This is a genomic window from Cohnella cellulosilytica (assembly GCF_042431195.1).
In the GTDB taxonomy this organism is placed as follows: Bacteria; Bacillota; Bacilli; order Paenibacillales; family Paenibacillaceae; genus Cohnella; species Cohnella cellulosilytica.
This window is the reverse complement of record NZ_JBHMDN010000006.1, coordinates 81,180-94,666: the sequence shown is the minus strand read 5'-3', so window position 1 is coordinate 94,666 and position 13,487 is coordinate 81,180. Positions and strand designations below refer to the sequence as shown.

Sequence of the window (13,487 nt, the reverse complement as noted above, 5' to 3'; positions counted from 1 at the left end):
TCTTCCACGTCCGGTGAAGCACTTGTCGCTCCGCCGCGCCCGACTTGAACGCGGCTAAGCCATGCGACCGGATCGTCGAAGGCAAATAAGTCTGTGTGATGTCGCGCCTTGAAAATCAAGAAAAAAGCCCCGGCACATGCCAAGGACTCCTGGAGGATGTCGGAACGTGATGCTTTCGGCGCTTATTGCAACGGATTCGACAGCAGCGCAAGCTCCGGGTTCGCGTCCAGCGTCTGGCTGCAATAATCGCAGATAACCCGTACGGTCACGTCCCCGTTGGAATTATACGCTATTATACGCTTTCGCTCTGCGGGGGTCAAGAATTGCAGGCCCAACCGGTATTCGCCCACTTCGGAATTCCCGAAGCTTCCGAGCGACATGCCGCAGTGGCGGCAAATATAGTTCACAGTCATAGCTATGCCTCCTGGAGTGAGCTTATGCGGCATCTCCGCGTCTCTCCCCAGTATTCCCGAAATCCGCCTCTTTAATTAAAGTCCGCGCAAAAAGTCAGCCTCTGGCATTATACTTCGCCATCGTTTGATCGAACGTATGCGTCAAAGCGTATTCGAGCGCGTCGCACGCCTCCTCCACCGAACGCCGCATCGCTTCTTTCTCCGACTTCGCGAAGCCCGACAGCACGTAATCGGAGATCATCACGCCGGGCTCCGGTCTGGAGATGCCGACGCGCACCCGGTTGAACGTCTGCGTGCCCAGGTGCTGGATAATCGACTTGATCCCGTTGTGCCCGCCCGGACTTCCCTGGTATCGGAGCCGGATTCGGCCGACCTCGGTATCCAGATCGTCGTATACGACGATCAAATCCTCCAGCTTCGCCTTATAGAAGTCCATGAAAGCCCGCAGCGACTCCCCCGACAGATTCATATAAGTCATCGGCTTCAGGAGCGCCACCTTTACGTCCCCGACTCTCGTCTCTCCCGTCAGCGCCTTGAATTTCTGCGTGCTCACTTCCGCATTCAATCTTCGGGCAAGCTCGTCCACGACCATAAAGCCCGCATTGTGCCGGGTATTGGCATAGGTCGATCCGGGATTTCCCAATCCGACAATCCAACGCATCACGATATTCATCCTCCAAGTCCGAACATTTTCGTCATTTTCGCCAAAAAATAGAGTTCGATATGCAACTATTGCTTGTTTTCGCGTGTCCTACCTATTACCGAGTTCAGAACCGATTCCAAAAGTACGAGAAAGGGGGGAATTGATGTGTACTTGAACGGTCAGATGATCTATGACGATCGACACTTCCTGGATCACATGTCTTCTCAAGTTCCTGTGCAGATTTATTGCGGACGGCGGCACAGCGATATCGGTTTTATCGAATATTACGGCAAAGAATTCGTGCAGGTCAATAATATTTTCTACAACCGCAAGCAATTTACCTTCGTGTCGCGTCCCGGCTATTGATGCGCGGGCACAGCGAAAGGCCCCGAAAGACCGATCGTCCGATCTTGAAGGACGTCGGTGTTCCGGGGCTTTTTTGACGATACAGAATTTATAAGTTTCACCCTTATCCTTGTCTGTATCGTCTCCGACAAAAACGCGTTCGCCGTCTTATGGACGCCGCAGGCGTTTTTGCTTGGAATCTCAAGCCGGAGGTCCGCGAGGTCCGTTCGACCCCGCAGGCCCGGCTTAATCCTTCTCCGTCGCCAAGGCGGCTTCCGCATGCTTGCGATCTTCCTCGGCCTGATCGTCGAGCGCCTCGACTTCCTCCTCGGAGCGCTCCTTCTGCGGCGCCAGGACGGCGACGATGATCGTCTCCGGGTCCTGAACGGCGGTGACGCCCGCCGGCAGCGACAGGTCGCCGACCGTCAGATGATCGCCCATCTGCAGCCCGCTGACGTCCGCCGCGATCCCGTCGGGAATATCCTTCGGATAGCACTCGATGTCGACCTCGTGAAGCACGAACTGCAGCATGCCGCCTTCCTTCTCTCCGGGCGATTCCCCGGTGAAGTCGAGCCGCGCCGAAGTCGTAATCTTCTCGTTAATGTCGATGCGGCGAAAATCGATATGCAGCACTTGCCGGGAGATCGGGTCCCGCTGCATTTCCGATAACATGACCGGCTGCTTGCCCGCTCCCGGAATATCCATATCGACGACGGCGTACGGATTGCCCTTCAGCATATCGGCGAACGCCTTCGCATCTATCGCAATTTTGGAAGGAGCGGCAAGCCCTTTGCCGTAGACCACTCCCGGAATTCCCCCGGATTCGCGTATACGCCTTAATTCTCCCTTGGTGGAAGCTTCTCGCAATTGCACTTGAAGCGCGGTCATATCGAATTCCTCCCCTTAAACGGTATACCCTTGGTTTACCCCAGGGAGGAAAGCCCTAAACATTCGGCTCGAACAATGAGCTCAAAGATTGCTGCTCGTGCACCCGCACGATCGCTTCGGCGAGCAGCGGCGCCACGGACAGCACCTTGACCTTGTCCGTTCCGCAAGGCTGCTTGAGCGGGATCGTATCCGTGACCACGATCTCGACGAGCGGGGAAGCTTCCAGCCGCTCGATCGCCGGGCCCGACAGCACGGGATGCGTGCAGCAGGCGTAAATATCCCCGGCCCCCGCTTCCTTCAGCGCGTTCGCGGCCAGCGCGATCGTACCCGCGGTATCGATGATGTCGTCGATCAGAATCGCGGTTCTTCCCCGGATGTCGCCGATAATATTCATGACTTCCACGACGCCGGGCTCGGGCCGGCGCTTGTCGATAATCGCCAGCGGCGCCTGGAGCGTGTCCGCCAGACGACGCGCGCGCACGACCCCTCCGTGATCGGGAGAGACGACGACGGGCGAAGCCAGCTGCTTGTTATGAAAATAATCTCCCAGAATCGGCACGCCGAGCAGATGATCGACGGGAATGTCGAAGAAGCCTTGAATCTGCATCGCGTGCAAATCCATTGCGATGACCCGATGGGCCCCCGCCGTCTCGATCAGATTGGCCACCAGCTTGGCGGTAATCGGATCGCGGGAGCGCGCCTTCCGGTCTTGACGGGCGTACCCGTAATACGGCACGACGACATTGATCGTCTTGGCTGAGGCCCGCTTAAGCGCGTCGACCATGACGAGCAATTCGATCAAGTGATCGTTGACCGGCGCGGACGTCGATTGAACGACGTAGACATCGCTTCCTCTCACGCTGTCGTCCAACTGAACGTGGATTTCTCCGTCGCTGAACCGGCTCAGCGTCACATTGCCCAGCTCGACGCCGATATAGCCGGCGATCGAACGGGCCAGATCGGGATTCGAGCTGCAGGAGAAGAGCTTTAAGGTTGGATCCGAATAGGCCATCGCCCAATTACCGCCTTTGTTATTCGGTTTCGTTGTTTTTCTTGGCCCGGGCCCGGCTGCGAATCTTGTCCGCGTAGCCCGGCTTGTTGACTTGCCGCTCGCGGGCAACGGCCAGATCGTTGTCCGCAACGTTGTGCGTAATGGTGGAGCCTGCGACGACGTAAGCGCCGCTGCCGATTTTGACCGGGGCGATCAGATTGGCGTTGCTGCCAATGAACGCATTGTCGCCGATTTCAGTCATTGATTTATTATACCCGTCGTAATTGGCCGTAATCGCCCCGCAGCCGATGTTCACGCCCGAGCCGACGATCGCGTCACCGACGTAGCTCAGATGCGGCACCTTGCTGCCTTCGCCGATCGTAGCGTTCTTGATCTCCACGAAATCTCCGACCTTTACCTGGCGCCCCAGCTTCGTTCCCGGCCGCAGGTAAGCGAACGGGCCGACGGCGCACCCTTCGGAAATCTCCGCGCCTTCGGCGACCGTCTGGCGAACGGTCGAACCGTCGCCGACGATCGTATCCTTCAAATCCGCGGACGGGCCGATTGCGCAATCGGAGCCGATCGAGGTGCTGCCCCGAAGGAAGGTGCCGGGGTAGACGATCGTATCCTGGCCGATCGCGACGCCCGCTTCAATATACGTATTCGCCGGATCGACGATCGTCACGCCATTCGCCTGATGGGCTTCGTTAATTCTTTGCCTCATCAGCCGTTCCGCTTCCCCGAGCGCGACGCGGTCGTTGACGCCCGTCGCTTCGACGGGGTCCTTGCACCTGCTGGCGGCGATCCGTTCGCCGCGATCGCGCAGGATGCCGATGGCGTCGGTGGCGTAATATTCCCCCTGGGCGTTGTCGTTCTTCACTTCGGAGAGCGCGGAGAACAGCTTGCGGTTATCGAAGCAATACGTGCCCGTATTAATCTCCTTAATCGCCGCTTCCTCCGGCGAGCAATCCTTCTGCTCCACGATTTTCAACACGTTGCCGTCCGGGTCGCGAATGATCCGGCCCAATCCCGCTGGCTCCGCGACATCCGCCGTAAGCACCGTCGCCGCCGCTCCCTGCTGGATGTGGTGGTCGATCAGCTCCCGAATCGTCTCGGCCGTCACCAGCGGCGTATCGCCGTAAGTCACGACGGTAACCCCGTCCTCCGCGCCAAGCAGAGCTTCGGCCTGCCGCACCGCGTGCCCCGTGCCGAGTTGCTCCGCCTGCAGCGCGTATTCGACCGTATCTCCAAGCGCCGTCTTTACCGCTTCGGCGCCATGGCCGACCACGACGACGGTTCTGTCGCATTCCGCGTTCCGGACCGCGTCCAGCACATGTCCGACCATCGGCTTGCCGCACACCGCATGCAGCACCTTGTACAGCTTCGACTTCATTCGTTTGCCTTGTCCGGCAGCTAATATAATCGCCATTTTGTTCATTCGTAAACCCCCTTGTTCCGTTCCGGCGAACCTTGCTCCTCCCTCAGAATGATAGCTTATTCAAGTGAAAATGAAAAGAGAGCCTGTCCAGGCCCTCTTCTCAATATTCATCATTATGCTCCTTCGACCATGACTTCTTCATCTTGCGCCGCCCGCTCGTATTCCGCCAGCACGGCAGCCTGAATCTTCTCGCGCGTTCCGGAAGAAATCGGATGGGCAATGTCCCGGAACTCTCCATCCGGTGTCCGTTTACTCGGCATAGCGACGAACATGCCATTGTTCCCGTCGATAACCCGAATGTCGTGGACGACAAATTCGTTATCGATCGTGATTGAAGCAATGGCCTTCATGCGCCCCTCCGAATTGACACGGCGGAGTCTCACGTCTGTAATTTGCACTTGTGTTCACCACCTTTGTCCCTCAGAAAGACTTGGTGTAATATTCCACAAAGCTGCGCAAATTCCTTCTTAAATATGGTAAAACGGCTGCTAAAAATCAAATAAATTTTTAATTCTTTACAGTTTCGACAGATATCGCCGCAATCAATTCTATTTCGACAAAAACATCCTTCGGCAATCGGGCCACTTCCACGGTGGAACGAGCCGGCGTATGCGCGCCGAAGTACGAGGCGTACACCTCGTTGAACTCCGCGAACTGGTTCATGTCCTTCAGGAACACGGTCGTCTTGATCACGTTCCGAAAATCGGTGCCTTCGGCGGCCAGCACCGCTTGCAGATTGGTCAGCACCTGGCGCGTCTGCTCCTGAATGGTGCCGCCGACAAGCTCGCCCGCGGGCGTAAGCGGAATTTGTCCGGACGTGTACAGCAGATTGCCTGCGCGAACCGCTTGCGCATAAGGGCCGATGGCTGCGGGAGCGTCGGCCGTGGAGACGATTTTCAAAGTCATGCTCTCATCCTCCTAGAAAAAGTTGCCTGGCTGAACTTTGATCTGGCGCGTCTTCAAGTCGACCTCCGACAGACGCGCCAACGAGACGTAATCGTGCAGCAGCCGCTCCTCGCTGTCAATCTCGCCGGATTCCACGAATACGCCGACTCCGGCGACGACCGCGCGGAACTCGTACAGCAGATCGATCATCCCCTGGATCGTTCCGCCCGCTTTCATGAAGTCGTCGACGATGAGCACCCGCGATTCTTCCTTGAGCGCGCGCCTCGCGAGCGACATCGTCTGAATGCGCTTGGTCGATCCGGATACGTAATTGATGCTGACGGCGGAGCCTTCCGTGACTTTATGATCCCGCCGCACGATCACGACGGGCAAGTTCAAGAATTGGGCGGTCGCATGAGCCAGAGGGATTCCCTTCGTCTCGACGGTCATGATCACGTCGATGTGGCGATCCGCGAACGCGGTCGCGAACATCCGGCCGACCTCCTGCATCATTCCCGGCTGTCCCAGCAGGTCGGTCATGTACAGATAGCCGCCCGGCAGCAGCCGGTCCGGCTGCTCGAGCTCGCGGCAGATCGAGCCGATTCTCTCGAGCGCTTGATCCTTGCGGCACTTCGGCACGAACCGGACGCCGCCCGCCGCTCCGGCCAATGTGCTCAGCTCCCCGATTCCTTCGTCTTCGAACACCTCTTTGATGATCGCCAGATCCTCGCTGATCGAGGATTTGGCCGACTGATACCGCTCGGCGAATGCTGTCAGGGAAATTAACGTATGGGGACGGGCCAATAAATACTGCGTCATCTCTACAAGCCTGGCGCTGCGTTTCAGTTTCTTCACGTTCCCCTCTCCCGTCCAAATCCGAATATTTTACCCGTATCATAACATCTTTATACGGTTTTGTTCAACAGAAACGAGAGTCCGAGCCGTTCGGCTCTCATTATGTTAACATTCTTACCACAAACACCTCTTTGCAGAACCCCCGCAGCGCATTGTAGACGCGCGCGACCTTCATTTCCTTGGACACGAGGCCGAATACGGTCGGCCCGCTTCCGGACATCAGCACGCCGTCGGCGCCCGCCTTGATCATGCACTCCTTGATCTGCCGGACCTCGGGATAGCGATGGAGCGTGACGTTCTCCAGAACGTTGCCCAGCGCCGCGCACATGTCCGGGAACGACTGGCGCGACAGGGCGTCGAGCATTCGCGGGACGGACGGATGCCGCTTCACATCGTTCACGCGGAATTTGCCGTAGACGTCCGCGGTGGAGACGTTGATCGGAGGCTTCGCCAGAACGACCCAGCATTGCGGAGGCGGAGACACGGACTCCAGCTTCTCTCCGCGGCCTCTGGCCACCGCCGTTCCGCCCCGAATGCAGAACGGGACGTCCGAGCCCAGCTCGGCGCCCAGAAGCTCCAGCTCCTCCCGGGGGAGCCTCAGATCCCACAGCCGGTTCAATCCTTTAAGCGCCGCCGCCGCATCGCTGCTGCCTCCGGCCAGCCCGGCCGCCACCGGGATCTGCTTGTCCAGGTGAATGTAGACGCCGCGCTTGACCCCGTACCGCTCCTTGATCAGCCGCGCCGCCTGGAAGGCCAGATTCTTCTCGTCGAGGGGGATAAAGCCGGCCTGGCTCGACAGCACGATCTGGTCGCGAGGCAGCTCCTCCATCTCCAGCCGATCGGCCAGATCGACCATCGTCATAATCATCTCGACCTCGTGGAACCCGTCTTCCCGTTTGCGCAAGACGTCCAGCACGAGATTGATTTTGGCCGGCGCTTTCTCATAAATTTTCGACAACGTCTCTTCACCAGCTTCCGGACGGTACCTTATGTAAACCTCGGTTACCCCAAACTTTTACATCATTATAACAAAGGATACCCGCAATTGCGAAAGGAGACCGACCCCCGCGGATTGCGGAAATCGGCCTCCTCCGGTCCGAAGTCGGTCAAGGGTTGGGCGTCCGGGAAGCCGCCTGCTCGGCGATCTGGATGGCTCGCTTCACCATATTGCCGGCGTCCTTCGCGCGTATGCCTCCCCAGCCTTCGCGTTGAACCGTATCGTAGATGCCCAGGTCCTTGGCCAGCTCCGCTTTGAACTGCTCGGACATGACGCTTCTTCTTCTGCTCATGTTGCGCCTCCTGTTCCAGTTGTCTTCGAACGGTTTTAGCATGCCTCGGATATTTCGCATGCATGCAAAACGGGCAGCACGGCGCCTCCGATATTGGCGCGATGCTGCCCGTACTATTCAACCGTCTAGTGCGACAAATAATTGATTCGAACCTGACCGTCATCGCTGCAAAGCATGACTTCCACGGATTCGGTCAAAATATCTGCGTAACTGTAGGACACTCGTTTGAACGTGTGCTGTTCCTGATCCAGCTTGACAATGAAAACCGATGGGTAGATTTCTTCCAGAACCCCCGTGCGTTCGATGGTTTTACGTCGTCCACCGTTGGCGCGGAGCATGATTTTGGAACCGACGTGCGGCTCCAGGCTTCGCTTGATATCGAGAAGCGTGTTTTTAGCCATGATCCACTACCACCTCTTTCCCTGTAAATTATAACTAATAACAGAGAAGGTGTCAAATGAATCAAAATATTATATCAACGATGAGGATTTACTGTCAACGGTCATTTTCCTTGAGATGATCGTGTTTTTTCGAATCCGCCTTATTTTTTGTCACAAAACGTTCACATTTTGCTCCGTATTGGCCGCTTTCAAATTCGGTACGCCGATCCGATAACGCCCCATCGTCTCGATCCCTCCCACGCCCTGCCTGCCACTGATCGTATGCGCGATCACGTCGGAGATGTTGATCGTGTCGCGGAACGGCGTAAACGCCGCGCGTACGGCCACGTAGACGGGGTCGAGCGCATGGATCATAATCCGGCCCGGGGAGCTGGCGAAGTTGGCCCCGGCTTGCAGCAGCGCCTCGAAGTGGGACTGACAAGCGCCCGCGACGACGACCAGCGAGTCCCGGTTGCGCTCGTAATCCCGCGCCACGTTCACGGCGTGCACGAAGTTTAACGAGTTTTTGTAGCTGCCGAGCTGCTGCAGGTCCTGCTGCTGCTTCAGCACGCCGTCATGGCCCGTAATGACGACGATGTCCGGATGGACCTGGGGAAGCATGCGCATCAGCACGTGCGGCATTTGCGATTCGTGGCAGTGAACGCCTTCCGCCGGCACCTTCAGCTGCCCGTAGACCTGCATGCTTTTCTTGAGATAATTCGGGTCGCCGTCCAGATGCAGCACCTTGCCCGGCATTTCAAAGAACGGCTGTCTGCGGTCGTCCGGCGCGGTCATCAATCCGATGCGGCCGAACTGCCGGTTCCGGGCCTCGCTGATTTTGCGCAGCGATTCGTTCGCTTTAATTCGCGCCTGGCGCGATCCTCCGAGCTCGTCGGGGTTGCGCACCGTCTGAAGATCCTCGATCGGGGCATCCGCCAGCAGGCGGTAGTCCGTTCCTCTAAGTACGGCTTGCTGCGCGGCGAATGCCGCAACCCGGAACAATACGTCCCCGCCATAGGATTTCCGTACGACCAGATCCCCCTGCTTCATAGGCCACTCACCTCTCCGTCTATCCTATGGAGCCCGGAGACGATGGGTGCGCGTCCGGGAAACCGGATTTGCCCGGGGACAACGTCCGGCTATCCGAGCATGCCGCTGCCGCTCAGAGCCTCGCAGACGGCCGCGAACTCTTCGAGGGACAGCGTCTCGGCCCGACGTTCCGGCTGAACGCCGACCGCTCTGAGCAGCTCTCCGAGCTCGGCCTTGCGCTCCTTGCCCGACAGGGCGGACAGATTGTTGGCCAGCGTCTTGCGCCGCTGCGCGAACGACGTCTGCACGACGCGGAAGAACTTCTCCTCGTCCGCCACGCGAACGGCCGGCTCCGGCCGCCGCTTCAGCTTGATGACCGCCGAGTCCACGTTGGGCTCGGGGATGAAGGACTTGCCGGGTACGACGCAGACCAATTCCGGCTCGCAGTAATACTGCACGGCGATGCTCAGACTGCCGTAATCCTTGCCGCCGGGCTTGGCGGACATTCTCACAGCGACCTCCTTCTGCACCATCACGACGATGTTCTCGATCGGCAGCTTGTCCTCCAGCAGCTTCATGACAATCGGAGTCGTCACGTAATACGGCAGATTGGCCACGACGCTGACGCCCGCCAGGCCCGCGAACCGTTCCTGCCAGAGCGCGCGCAGATCGGTCTTCAGAATATCGCCGTGCACGATGCCGACATTCCCGTAAGGGGCCATCACGTCCTCCAGAATGGGGATGAGGCGCCGGTCGATCTCCACGGCGGTCACCCTGCCGGCGGCCTTGGCGAGCCTCTCCGTCAGCGAGCCGATCCCCGGACCGACCTCCAGCGCTCCGCGGGTTTCGTCCAGCTGCGCCGCCGCTATAATCCGGTCGAGCACGCTGCCGTCAATCAGGAAGTTCTGCCCAAGGCTCTTCTTGAACGTAAATCCGTGCCGGCGTATAATCTCCCGCGTCCGGTTCGATGTGGCGATCTCTTGCATGGTCTCTATCGTCCTTCCCGCTCCAACCGTTCCAGCGCCGCTTGAAACTCGGCTTTCGTAATCCGGAACATCAGGCATCTCTTGTAAAATTGTTTGCCGTTCGCATAGCCGATGCCCAGAAGCTCGCCCATGCGCTCTCTGCGGCTTGCGGACGCGGCGTGAACGATCAAGCCCGCCTCCAGCAGGTCGGTCCATGCGATCTCCGCGGGCTCTTCCGCGTCCGTCTCCGGCCCGCGCACCCGCTCCAGCGCGCGGCGGATCGCTTCGTCGGCCGCATGCTCCACGCCGATGCCCCCGCGGCCTCGCGCCTCGTCCTTCGTCAGGAAGGCGTGCTTGCACCCCGGCACGCGCTCCGCGACGATCTTGCGAATACGCTCTCCGGGGGCGTCCGGATCGGTGAGCACGATCACGCCTCTGCGGGCCTGCGCCAGCTCGATCCGCGCGAGCACGTCCTCCCCGATCGCCGAGCCTCCCGTTTCGATCGTATCGGCGCCCACGGCCCGCCTCACCGCCGTCGTATCGTCCTTGCCCTCCACGACAATCATTTCTCGAATCATCCGACTTCATTCCGCCTTTATCCTGTGCGTTCCTTCAAGCGTATACGAGATTGGGAAGGAGGGCAAGTCCGGAACCCGCGCTCCTTCCTAACGCAAATCGGGAAGAAGCCCTAGGGCTCCTTCCCGACGCTATGCCGTATGGAATTGGCGTGCGGCCGCCGCGGTCAATCCGCGGAAGGCTTGACCGGACCGATCACGTAGACCGTGTATCCGCGTTTCAGCCCAAACTTGTTGGCATACTTCTCGCTGTCGTAGTACACGTCGATCTTCTTCCCCTTGACGGCGCTGCCCGTATCTTCGGCCCGGCGGAAGCCGATTCCGTCGATATAGACCCACCAGCCCAGGGGAATGACCTTCGGATCGACGGCGATCGTGCGCCCTTCCTTGACGGTCGTTCCGGAACGGGTAATGCCGTAGCCCTCGTCTCCCTTGGATTTGCCGGTAGAAGCAAATCCCGCGGAATACGCGGTCAGCGTAACGTTGTTCAGCATCCGTTTCACTTTGACGCTCTTGCCGTTCAGCTTGACGACTTGGGCTTCGGCCGCCGTCGGAGGTCCGCTGAACGACGCGATCGCCACTTCGGCCTTCTTCTTCGTTCCGACCGCGACGACCTGCTGTACGGCAGGCTTGGCGATCGTCTTCCCGACCGTCTCCTCGCTGACCAGCTGGCCGTCCTCGTAGACCTTCTCGGTCTTGTAGACGACGACGCCTTTCTGGCCTTCGGTGACGACCTTCGTCTTGCCTTCTTCGAGGTCGGCGTTCTTCTGTTCCACGACCTTGAAGGCGATCGGGCGCCGGGTCTCTGTAACCTCTTTGCGCACGCGGACGACCGACACGGTCATCCCTTCCCTCAAGGGGCTGTCCGCTTCCGGCACAATCCGGTCGTGCTCGGACAGCTTAAGGTTTAACGATTCGATGACTCCCCCAACCGTATCTTCGGTTGAATAAGCGACTTGCTGCTTGCCATCCGCCTGGATCATGACGCCTACCGCGCGATCGATGACGAGCCGGCTTCCTTCTTGCAGAGGATCCACGGCCGCCATGGAGAGGCGATCGTTGGGCCCGATGTAAATATCCTGCTCTTCGAGCAATCCGAGAACGTTCGAGGTGGTCGTGGACACGACCTTCGAAATGCCGTTGTCGACAATCGTGATGCTTTTGGTCGCCGCCTTCTGCAGCAGCGAGACGAACATGATGGTGATGGCAAAGACGAGAACCGCGGCCAATAGTGCGGCGCGCAGATGCTCATGCTTCCAACGCAGTGCGAAAAGCTTGCCGGTCGGTCGTGGATCATGGGTTTCCTGAACAGGAATTGCGCCCATATCTCGTTCCTCCTTCATAGCCCCGCCGTCGACTGTAAAACATGATGTTGTCTGACGCGACTAATCCAAAATGGTTAACGACACTTGGCGAGCAGTCCCGAAACTTTCGCGATTTCGGGCCGATCGGTCAAGCGCCGCCTTCCCCAGTTCAGAATACTCACATGAGAGCTCGTTGCCCGAAGCAGTTGTGTCTGCAACACAAAAAGCCATCGAGACAGAGGATCTGTTCGTGGCTTCCGCATGATTGGAATAAGCTAAGAAATGTAGCGGCACGAGGGCGACCTCTCTCTATCACGCTTGCGGGGTTAGCTGTCGGATTCGGGCAAAGAGAGTTGCCCTAACGGCTGCATGCCCGACGCGTCACTCAGATAAAGCCGTCGTCTCGGCACTTGCCGTATTCACCCCAAGATTGCTCGGACCGCATTGGACGCTCTGTCTGAATCGTCGCCGCGTTGGGTCCCCCACTCTTCCGTTCGGAAGATTAAGCGCACTGGAAAAGGAATGTCATATTCAAACTTTCTGATGATGATCATAACCTCTCGGCGATCACGGTGTAAAGACGGCTCATCCGACGAATTTGCCCGTTTTTACGGAAAATCAAATGGAACCTCGGCAATTCCCGCAGCAAATGCCAGTTTTTCCTTGGAACCAGTCCGTTTTACTCCCTATTCTTCCGTTTATCTCGTTATCCCAAAACAGCGCCGGGCGTTTCCGCTTGTAATTTCTGCAAGCTCCTCCAAAGAAATGCCTTTAATTTCGGCCGCCGCCTCGGCGACCAGGCGTACGTAAGCGGACTCATTTCGCTTCCCTCGATGGGGGTGCGGAGTCAAATACGGAGCATCGGTTTCGATCAGCAATCGGTCCATGGGAACCCTTTCCAGCACCTCTTTGGGAACGCGCGCATTTTTGAACGTGACCGGTCCGCCGAAGGAAATATGGAAATTCATATCCAGGCATTGCTTGGCCGTCTCCCAGCTGCCCGAGAAGCAGTGCATAATGCCTCCGACCTCGGCGGCCTGCTCCTCCTTCAGCAGCTTCAGGACGTCTTCGTGCGCGTCGCGATTGTGAATGACGATCGGCTTGCCGATCCGCCGGGCCAGGCGAATCTGTTCGCGGAACACCGTATGCTGAACTTCCTTCGGCGAAGTGTCCCAATAATAATCCAGCCCGATTTCTCCGATGGCCACGACCTTCGGATGCGTGGTGCACAGCCGTTCGATCCAGAGCAGGTCCTCTTCCAGCCTCATGTCGGCGGCATCGGTCGGATGCCAGCCAACGGCGGCGTAGATAAACGGGTATTTCTCCGCCAGCTCCAGCGTCGACGGGATCGTCTCGCGGTTAAATCCGATATTGACGATGGTGTCTACACCGGCTTCCAGCGCGCGCTGGATCATTTGTTCGCGATCGTTGTCGAATTTGCCGGAGTCGAGATGGGCGTGCGTGTCGATAAGCATGTCGATTCATAT

17 protein-coding genes and 1 riboswitch are annotated in these 13,487 nt (G+C 58.4%); of the genes, 1 reads left to right on the top strand and 16 read right to left on the bottom strand.

The features are described from left to right. Window positions 1-182 precede the first annotated feature (182 nt). Window positions 183-413 carry an anti-sigma-F factor Fin gene (locus ACFFT4_RS02730; protein WP_378044871.1) on the bottom strand — a complete coding sequence of 77 codons (231 nt, stop codon included), beginning with the start codon at window positions 411-413 and terminating at the stop codon, window positions 183-185. Between the two features lie 94 nt (window positions 414-507). Continuing rightward, window positions 508-1,074, bottom strand: coding sequence for an aminoacyl-tRNA hydrolase (pth, locus tag ACFFT4_RS02725; RefSeq protein ID WP_378045008.1), 567 nt, complete (start codon window positions 1,072-1,074; stop codon window positions 508-510). Between the two features lie 147 nt (window positions 1,075-1,221). Between pth and ACFFT4_RS02720 the strand changes: the two genes are divergently transcribed. Then, window positions 1,222-1,422 carry a hypothetical protein gene (locus tag ACFFT4_RS02720; RefSeq protein ID WP_378044870.1) on the top strand — a complete coding sequence of 67 codons (201 nt, stop codon included), beginning with the start codon at window positions 1,222-1,224 and terminating at the stop codon, window positions 1,420-1,422. A 225-nt stretch (window positions 1,423-1,647) separates the two neighbouring features. Here ACFFT4_RS02720 and ACFFT4_RS02715 read toward each other — a convergent pair whose 3' ends face one another. From ACFFT4_RS02715 to ACFFT4_RS02650, 14 genes are all read right to left on the bottom strand, one after another. Next, window positions 1,648-2,289: a 50S ribosomal protein L25 gene (locus ACFFT4_RS02715; RefSeq protein WP_378044868.1), complete on the bottom strand. Its 642-nt coding sequence runs from the start codon at window positions 2,287-2,289 to the stop codon at window positions 1,648-1,650. A 55-nt stretch (window positions 2,290-2,344) separates the two neighbouring features. Next, a complete protein-coding gene (locus tag ACFFT4_RS02710) occupies window positions 2,345-3,301 on the bottom strand; it encodes a ribose-phosphate diphosphokinase (RefSeq protein WP_378044866.1) in 957 nt (318 codons plus the stop codon). A gap of 19 nt (window positions 3,302-3,320) precedes the next feature. After that, window positions 3,321-4,718: a bifunctional UDP-N-acetylglucosamine diphosphorylase/glucosamine-1-phosphate N-acetyltransferase GlmU gene (gene glmU, locus ACFFT4_RS02705; RefSeq protein WP_378044864.1), complete on the bottom strand. Its 1,398-nt coding sequence runs from the start codon at window positions 4,716-4,718 to the stop codon at window positions 3,321-3,323. A gap of 113 nt (window positions 4,719-4,831) precedes the next feature. After that, window positions 4,832-5,116, bottom strand: a complete 285-nt coding sequence (gene spoVG / locus ACFFT4_RS02700) for a septation regulator SpoVG (protein WP_035119511.1) — start codon at window positions 5,114-5,116, stop codon at window positions 4,832-4,834. A 109-nt stretch (window positions 5,117-5,225) separates the two neighbouring features. Next, complete coding sequence (locus ACFFT4_RS02695; RefSeq protein ID WP_378044862.1) at window positions 5,226-5,624, bottom strand: RidA family protein; 399 nt, start codon at window positions 5,622-5,624, stop codon at window positions 5,226-5,228. Between the two features lie 12 nt (window positions 5,625-5,636). After that, window positions 5,637-6,458 carry a pur operon repressor gene (gene purR, locus ACFFT4_RS02690; protein WP_378044860.1) on the bottom strand — a complete coding sequence of 274 codons (822 nt, stop codon included), beginning with the start codon at window positions 6,456-6,458 and terminating at the stop codon, window positions 5,637-5,639. A gap of 100 nt (window positions 6,459-6,558) precedes the next feature. Next, window positions 6,559-7,416, bottom strand: a complete 858-nt coding sequence (gene ispE / locus ACFFT4_RS02685) for a 4-(cytidine 5'-diphospho)-2-C-methyl-D-erythritol kinase (RefSeq protein ID WP_378044858.1) — start codon at window positions 7,414-7,416, stop codon at window positions 6,559-6,561. A gap of 148 nt (window positions 7,417-7,564) precedes the next feature. Further along, on the bottom strand, window positions 7,565-7,747 hold the full coding sequence (locus tag ACFFT4_RS02680; protein WP_378044857.1) for a small, acid-soluble spore protein, alpha/beta type: 183 nt from the start codon (window positions 7,745-7,747) through the stop codon (window positions 7,565-7,567). A gap of 125 nt (window positions 7,748-7,872) precedes the next feature. Continuing rightward, a complete protein-coding gene (veg, locus tag ACFFT4_RS02675; RefSeq protein WP_378044855.1) occupies window positions 7,873-8,148 on the bottom strand; it encodes a biofilm formation stimulator Veg in 276 nt (91 codons plus the stop codon). Window positions 8,149-8,298: 150 nt separating this feature from the next. After that, window positions 8,299-9,177: a sporulation peptidase YabG gene (gene yabG, locus ACFFT4_RS02670; protein ID WP_378044853.1), complete on the bottom strand. Its 879-nt coding sequence runs from the start codon at window positions 9,175-9,177 to the stop codon at window positions 8,299-8,301. Between the two features lie 89 nt (window positions 9,178-9,266). Next, entirely contained in the window at window positions 9,267-10,142 is an 876-nt protein-coding gene (gene rsmA, locus ACFFT4_RS02665; RefSeq protein ID WP_378044851.1) for a 16S rRNA (adenine(1518)-N(6)/adenine(1519)-N(6))-dimethyltransferase RsmA, read from the bottom strand. 5 nt (window positions 10,143-10,147) lie between these two features. Continuing rightward, the gene (gene rnmV, locus ACFFT4_RS02660; protein ID WP_378044849.1) at window positions 10,148-10,699 is read right to left on the bottom strand and encodes a ribonuclease M5; all 552 of its coding nucleotides are present in this window, start codon (window positions 10,697-10,699) and stop codon (window positions 10,148-10,150) included. Window positions 10,700-10,863: 164 nt separating this feature from the next. Next, the gene (locus ACFFT4_RS02655; RefSeq protein ID WP_378044848.1) at window positions 10,864-12,021 is read right to left on the bottom strand and encodes a resuscitation-promoting factor; all 1,158 of its coding nucleotides are present in this window, start codon (window positions 12,019-12,021) and stop codon (window positions 10,864-10,866) included. Between the two features lie 279 nt (window positions 12,022-12,300). After that, window positions 12,301-12,519, bottom strand: a riboswitch (cyclic di-AMP (ydaO/yuaA leader). A 179-nt stretch (window positions 12,520-12,698) separates the two neighbouring features. Next, complete coding sequence (locus tag ACFFT4_RS02650) at window positions 12,699-13,475, bottom strand: TatD family hydrolase (protein ID WP_378044847.1); 777 nt, start codon at window positions 13,473-13,475, stop codon at window positions 12,699-12,701. Window positions 13,476-13,487: the final 12 nt, after the last annotated feature.

Coding starts and splice junctions, on each gene's coding strand:
- ACFFT4_RS02650 (WP_378044847.1), bottom strand. CDS start 13,475: ATGCTTATCGACACGCACGCCCATCTCGACTCCGGCAAATTCGACAAC.
- pth (WP_378045008.1), bottom strand. CDS start 1,074: ATGCGTTGGATTGTCGGATTGGGAAATCCCGGATCGACCTATGCCAAT.
- ACFFT4_RS02655 (WP_378044848.1), bottom strand. CDS start 12,021: ATGGGCGCAATTCCTGTTCAGGAAACCCATGATCCACGACCGACCGGC.
- rsmA (WP_378044851.1), bottom strand. CDS start 10,142: ATGCAAGAGATCGCCACATCGAACCGGACGCGGGAGATTATACGCCGG.
- veg (WP_378044855.1), bottom strand. CDS start 8,148: ATGGCTAAAAACACGCTTCTCGATATCAAGCGAAGCCTGGAGCCGCAC.
- ACFFT4_RS02680 (WP_378044857.1), bottom strand. CDS start 7,747: ATGAGCAGAAGAAGAAGCGTCATGTCCGAGCAGTTCAAAGCGGAGCTG.
- rnmV (WP_378044849.1), bottom strand. CDS start 10,699: ATGATTCGAGAAATGATTGTCGTGGAGGGCAAGGACGATACGACGGCG.
- ACFFT4_RS02695 (WP_378044862.1), bottom strand. CDS start 5,624: ATGACTTTGAAAATCGTCTCCACGGCCGACGCTCCCGCAGCCATCGGC.
- yabG (WP_378044853.1), bottom strand. CDS start 9,177: ATGAAGCAGGGGGATCTGGTCGTACGGAAATCCTATGGCGGGGACGTA.
- ACFFT4_RS02715 (WP_378044868.1), bottom strand. CDS start 2,289: ATGACCGCGCTTCAAGTGCAATTGCGAGAAGCTTCCACCAAGGGAGAA.
- ACFFT4_RS02710 (WP_378044866.1), bottom strand. CDS start 3,301: ATGGCCTATTCGGATCCAACCTTAAAGCTCTTCTCCTGCAGCTCGAAT.
- glmU (WP_378044864.1), bottom strand. CDS start 4,718: ATGAACAAAATGGCGATTATATTAGCTGCCGGACAAGGCAAACGAATG.
- ACFFT4_RS02730 (WP_378044871.1), bottom strand. CDS start 413: ATGACTGTGAACTATATTTGCCGCCACTGCGGCATGTCGCTCGGAAGC.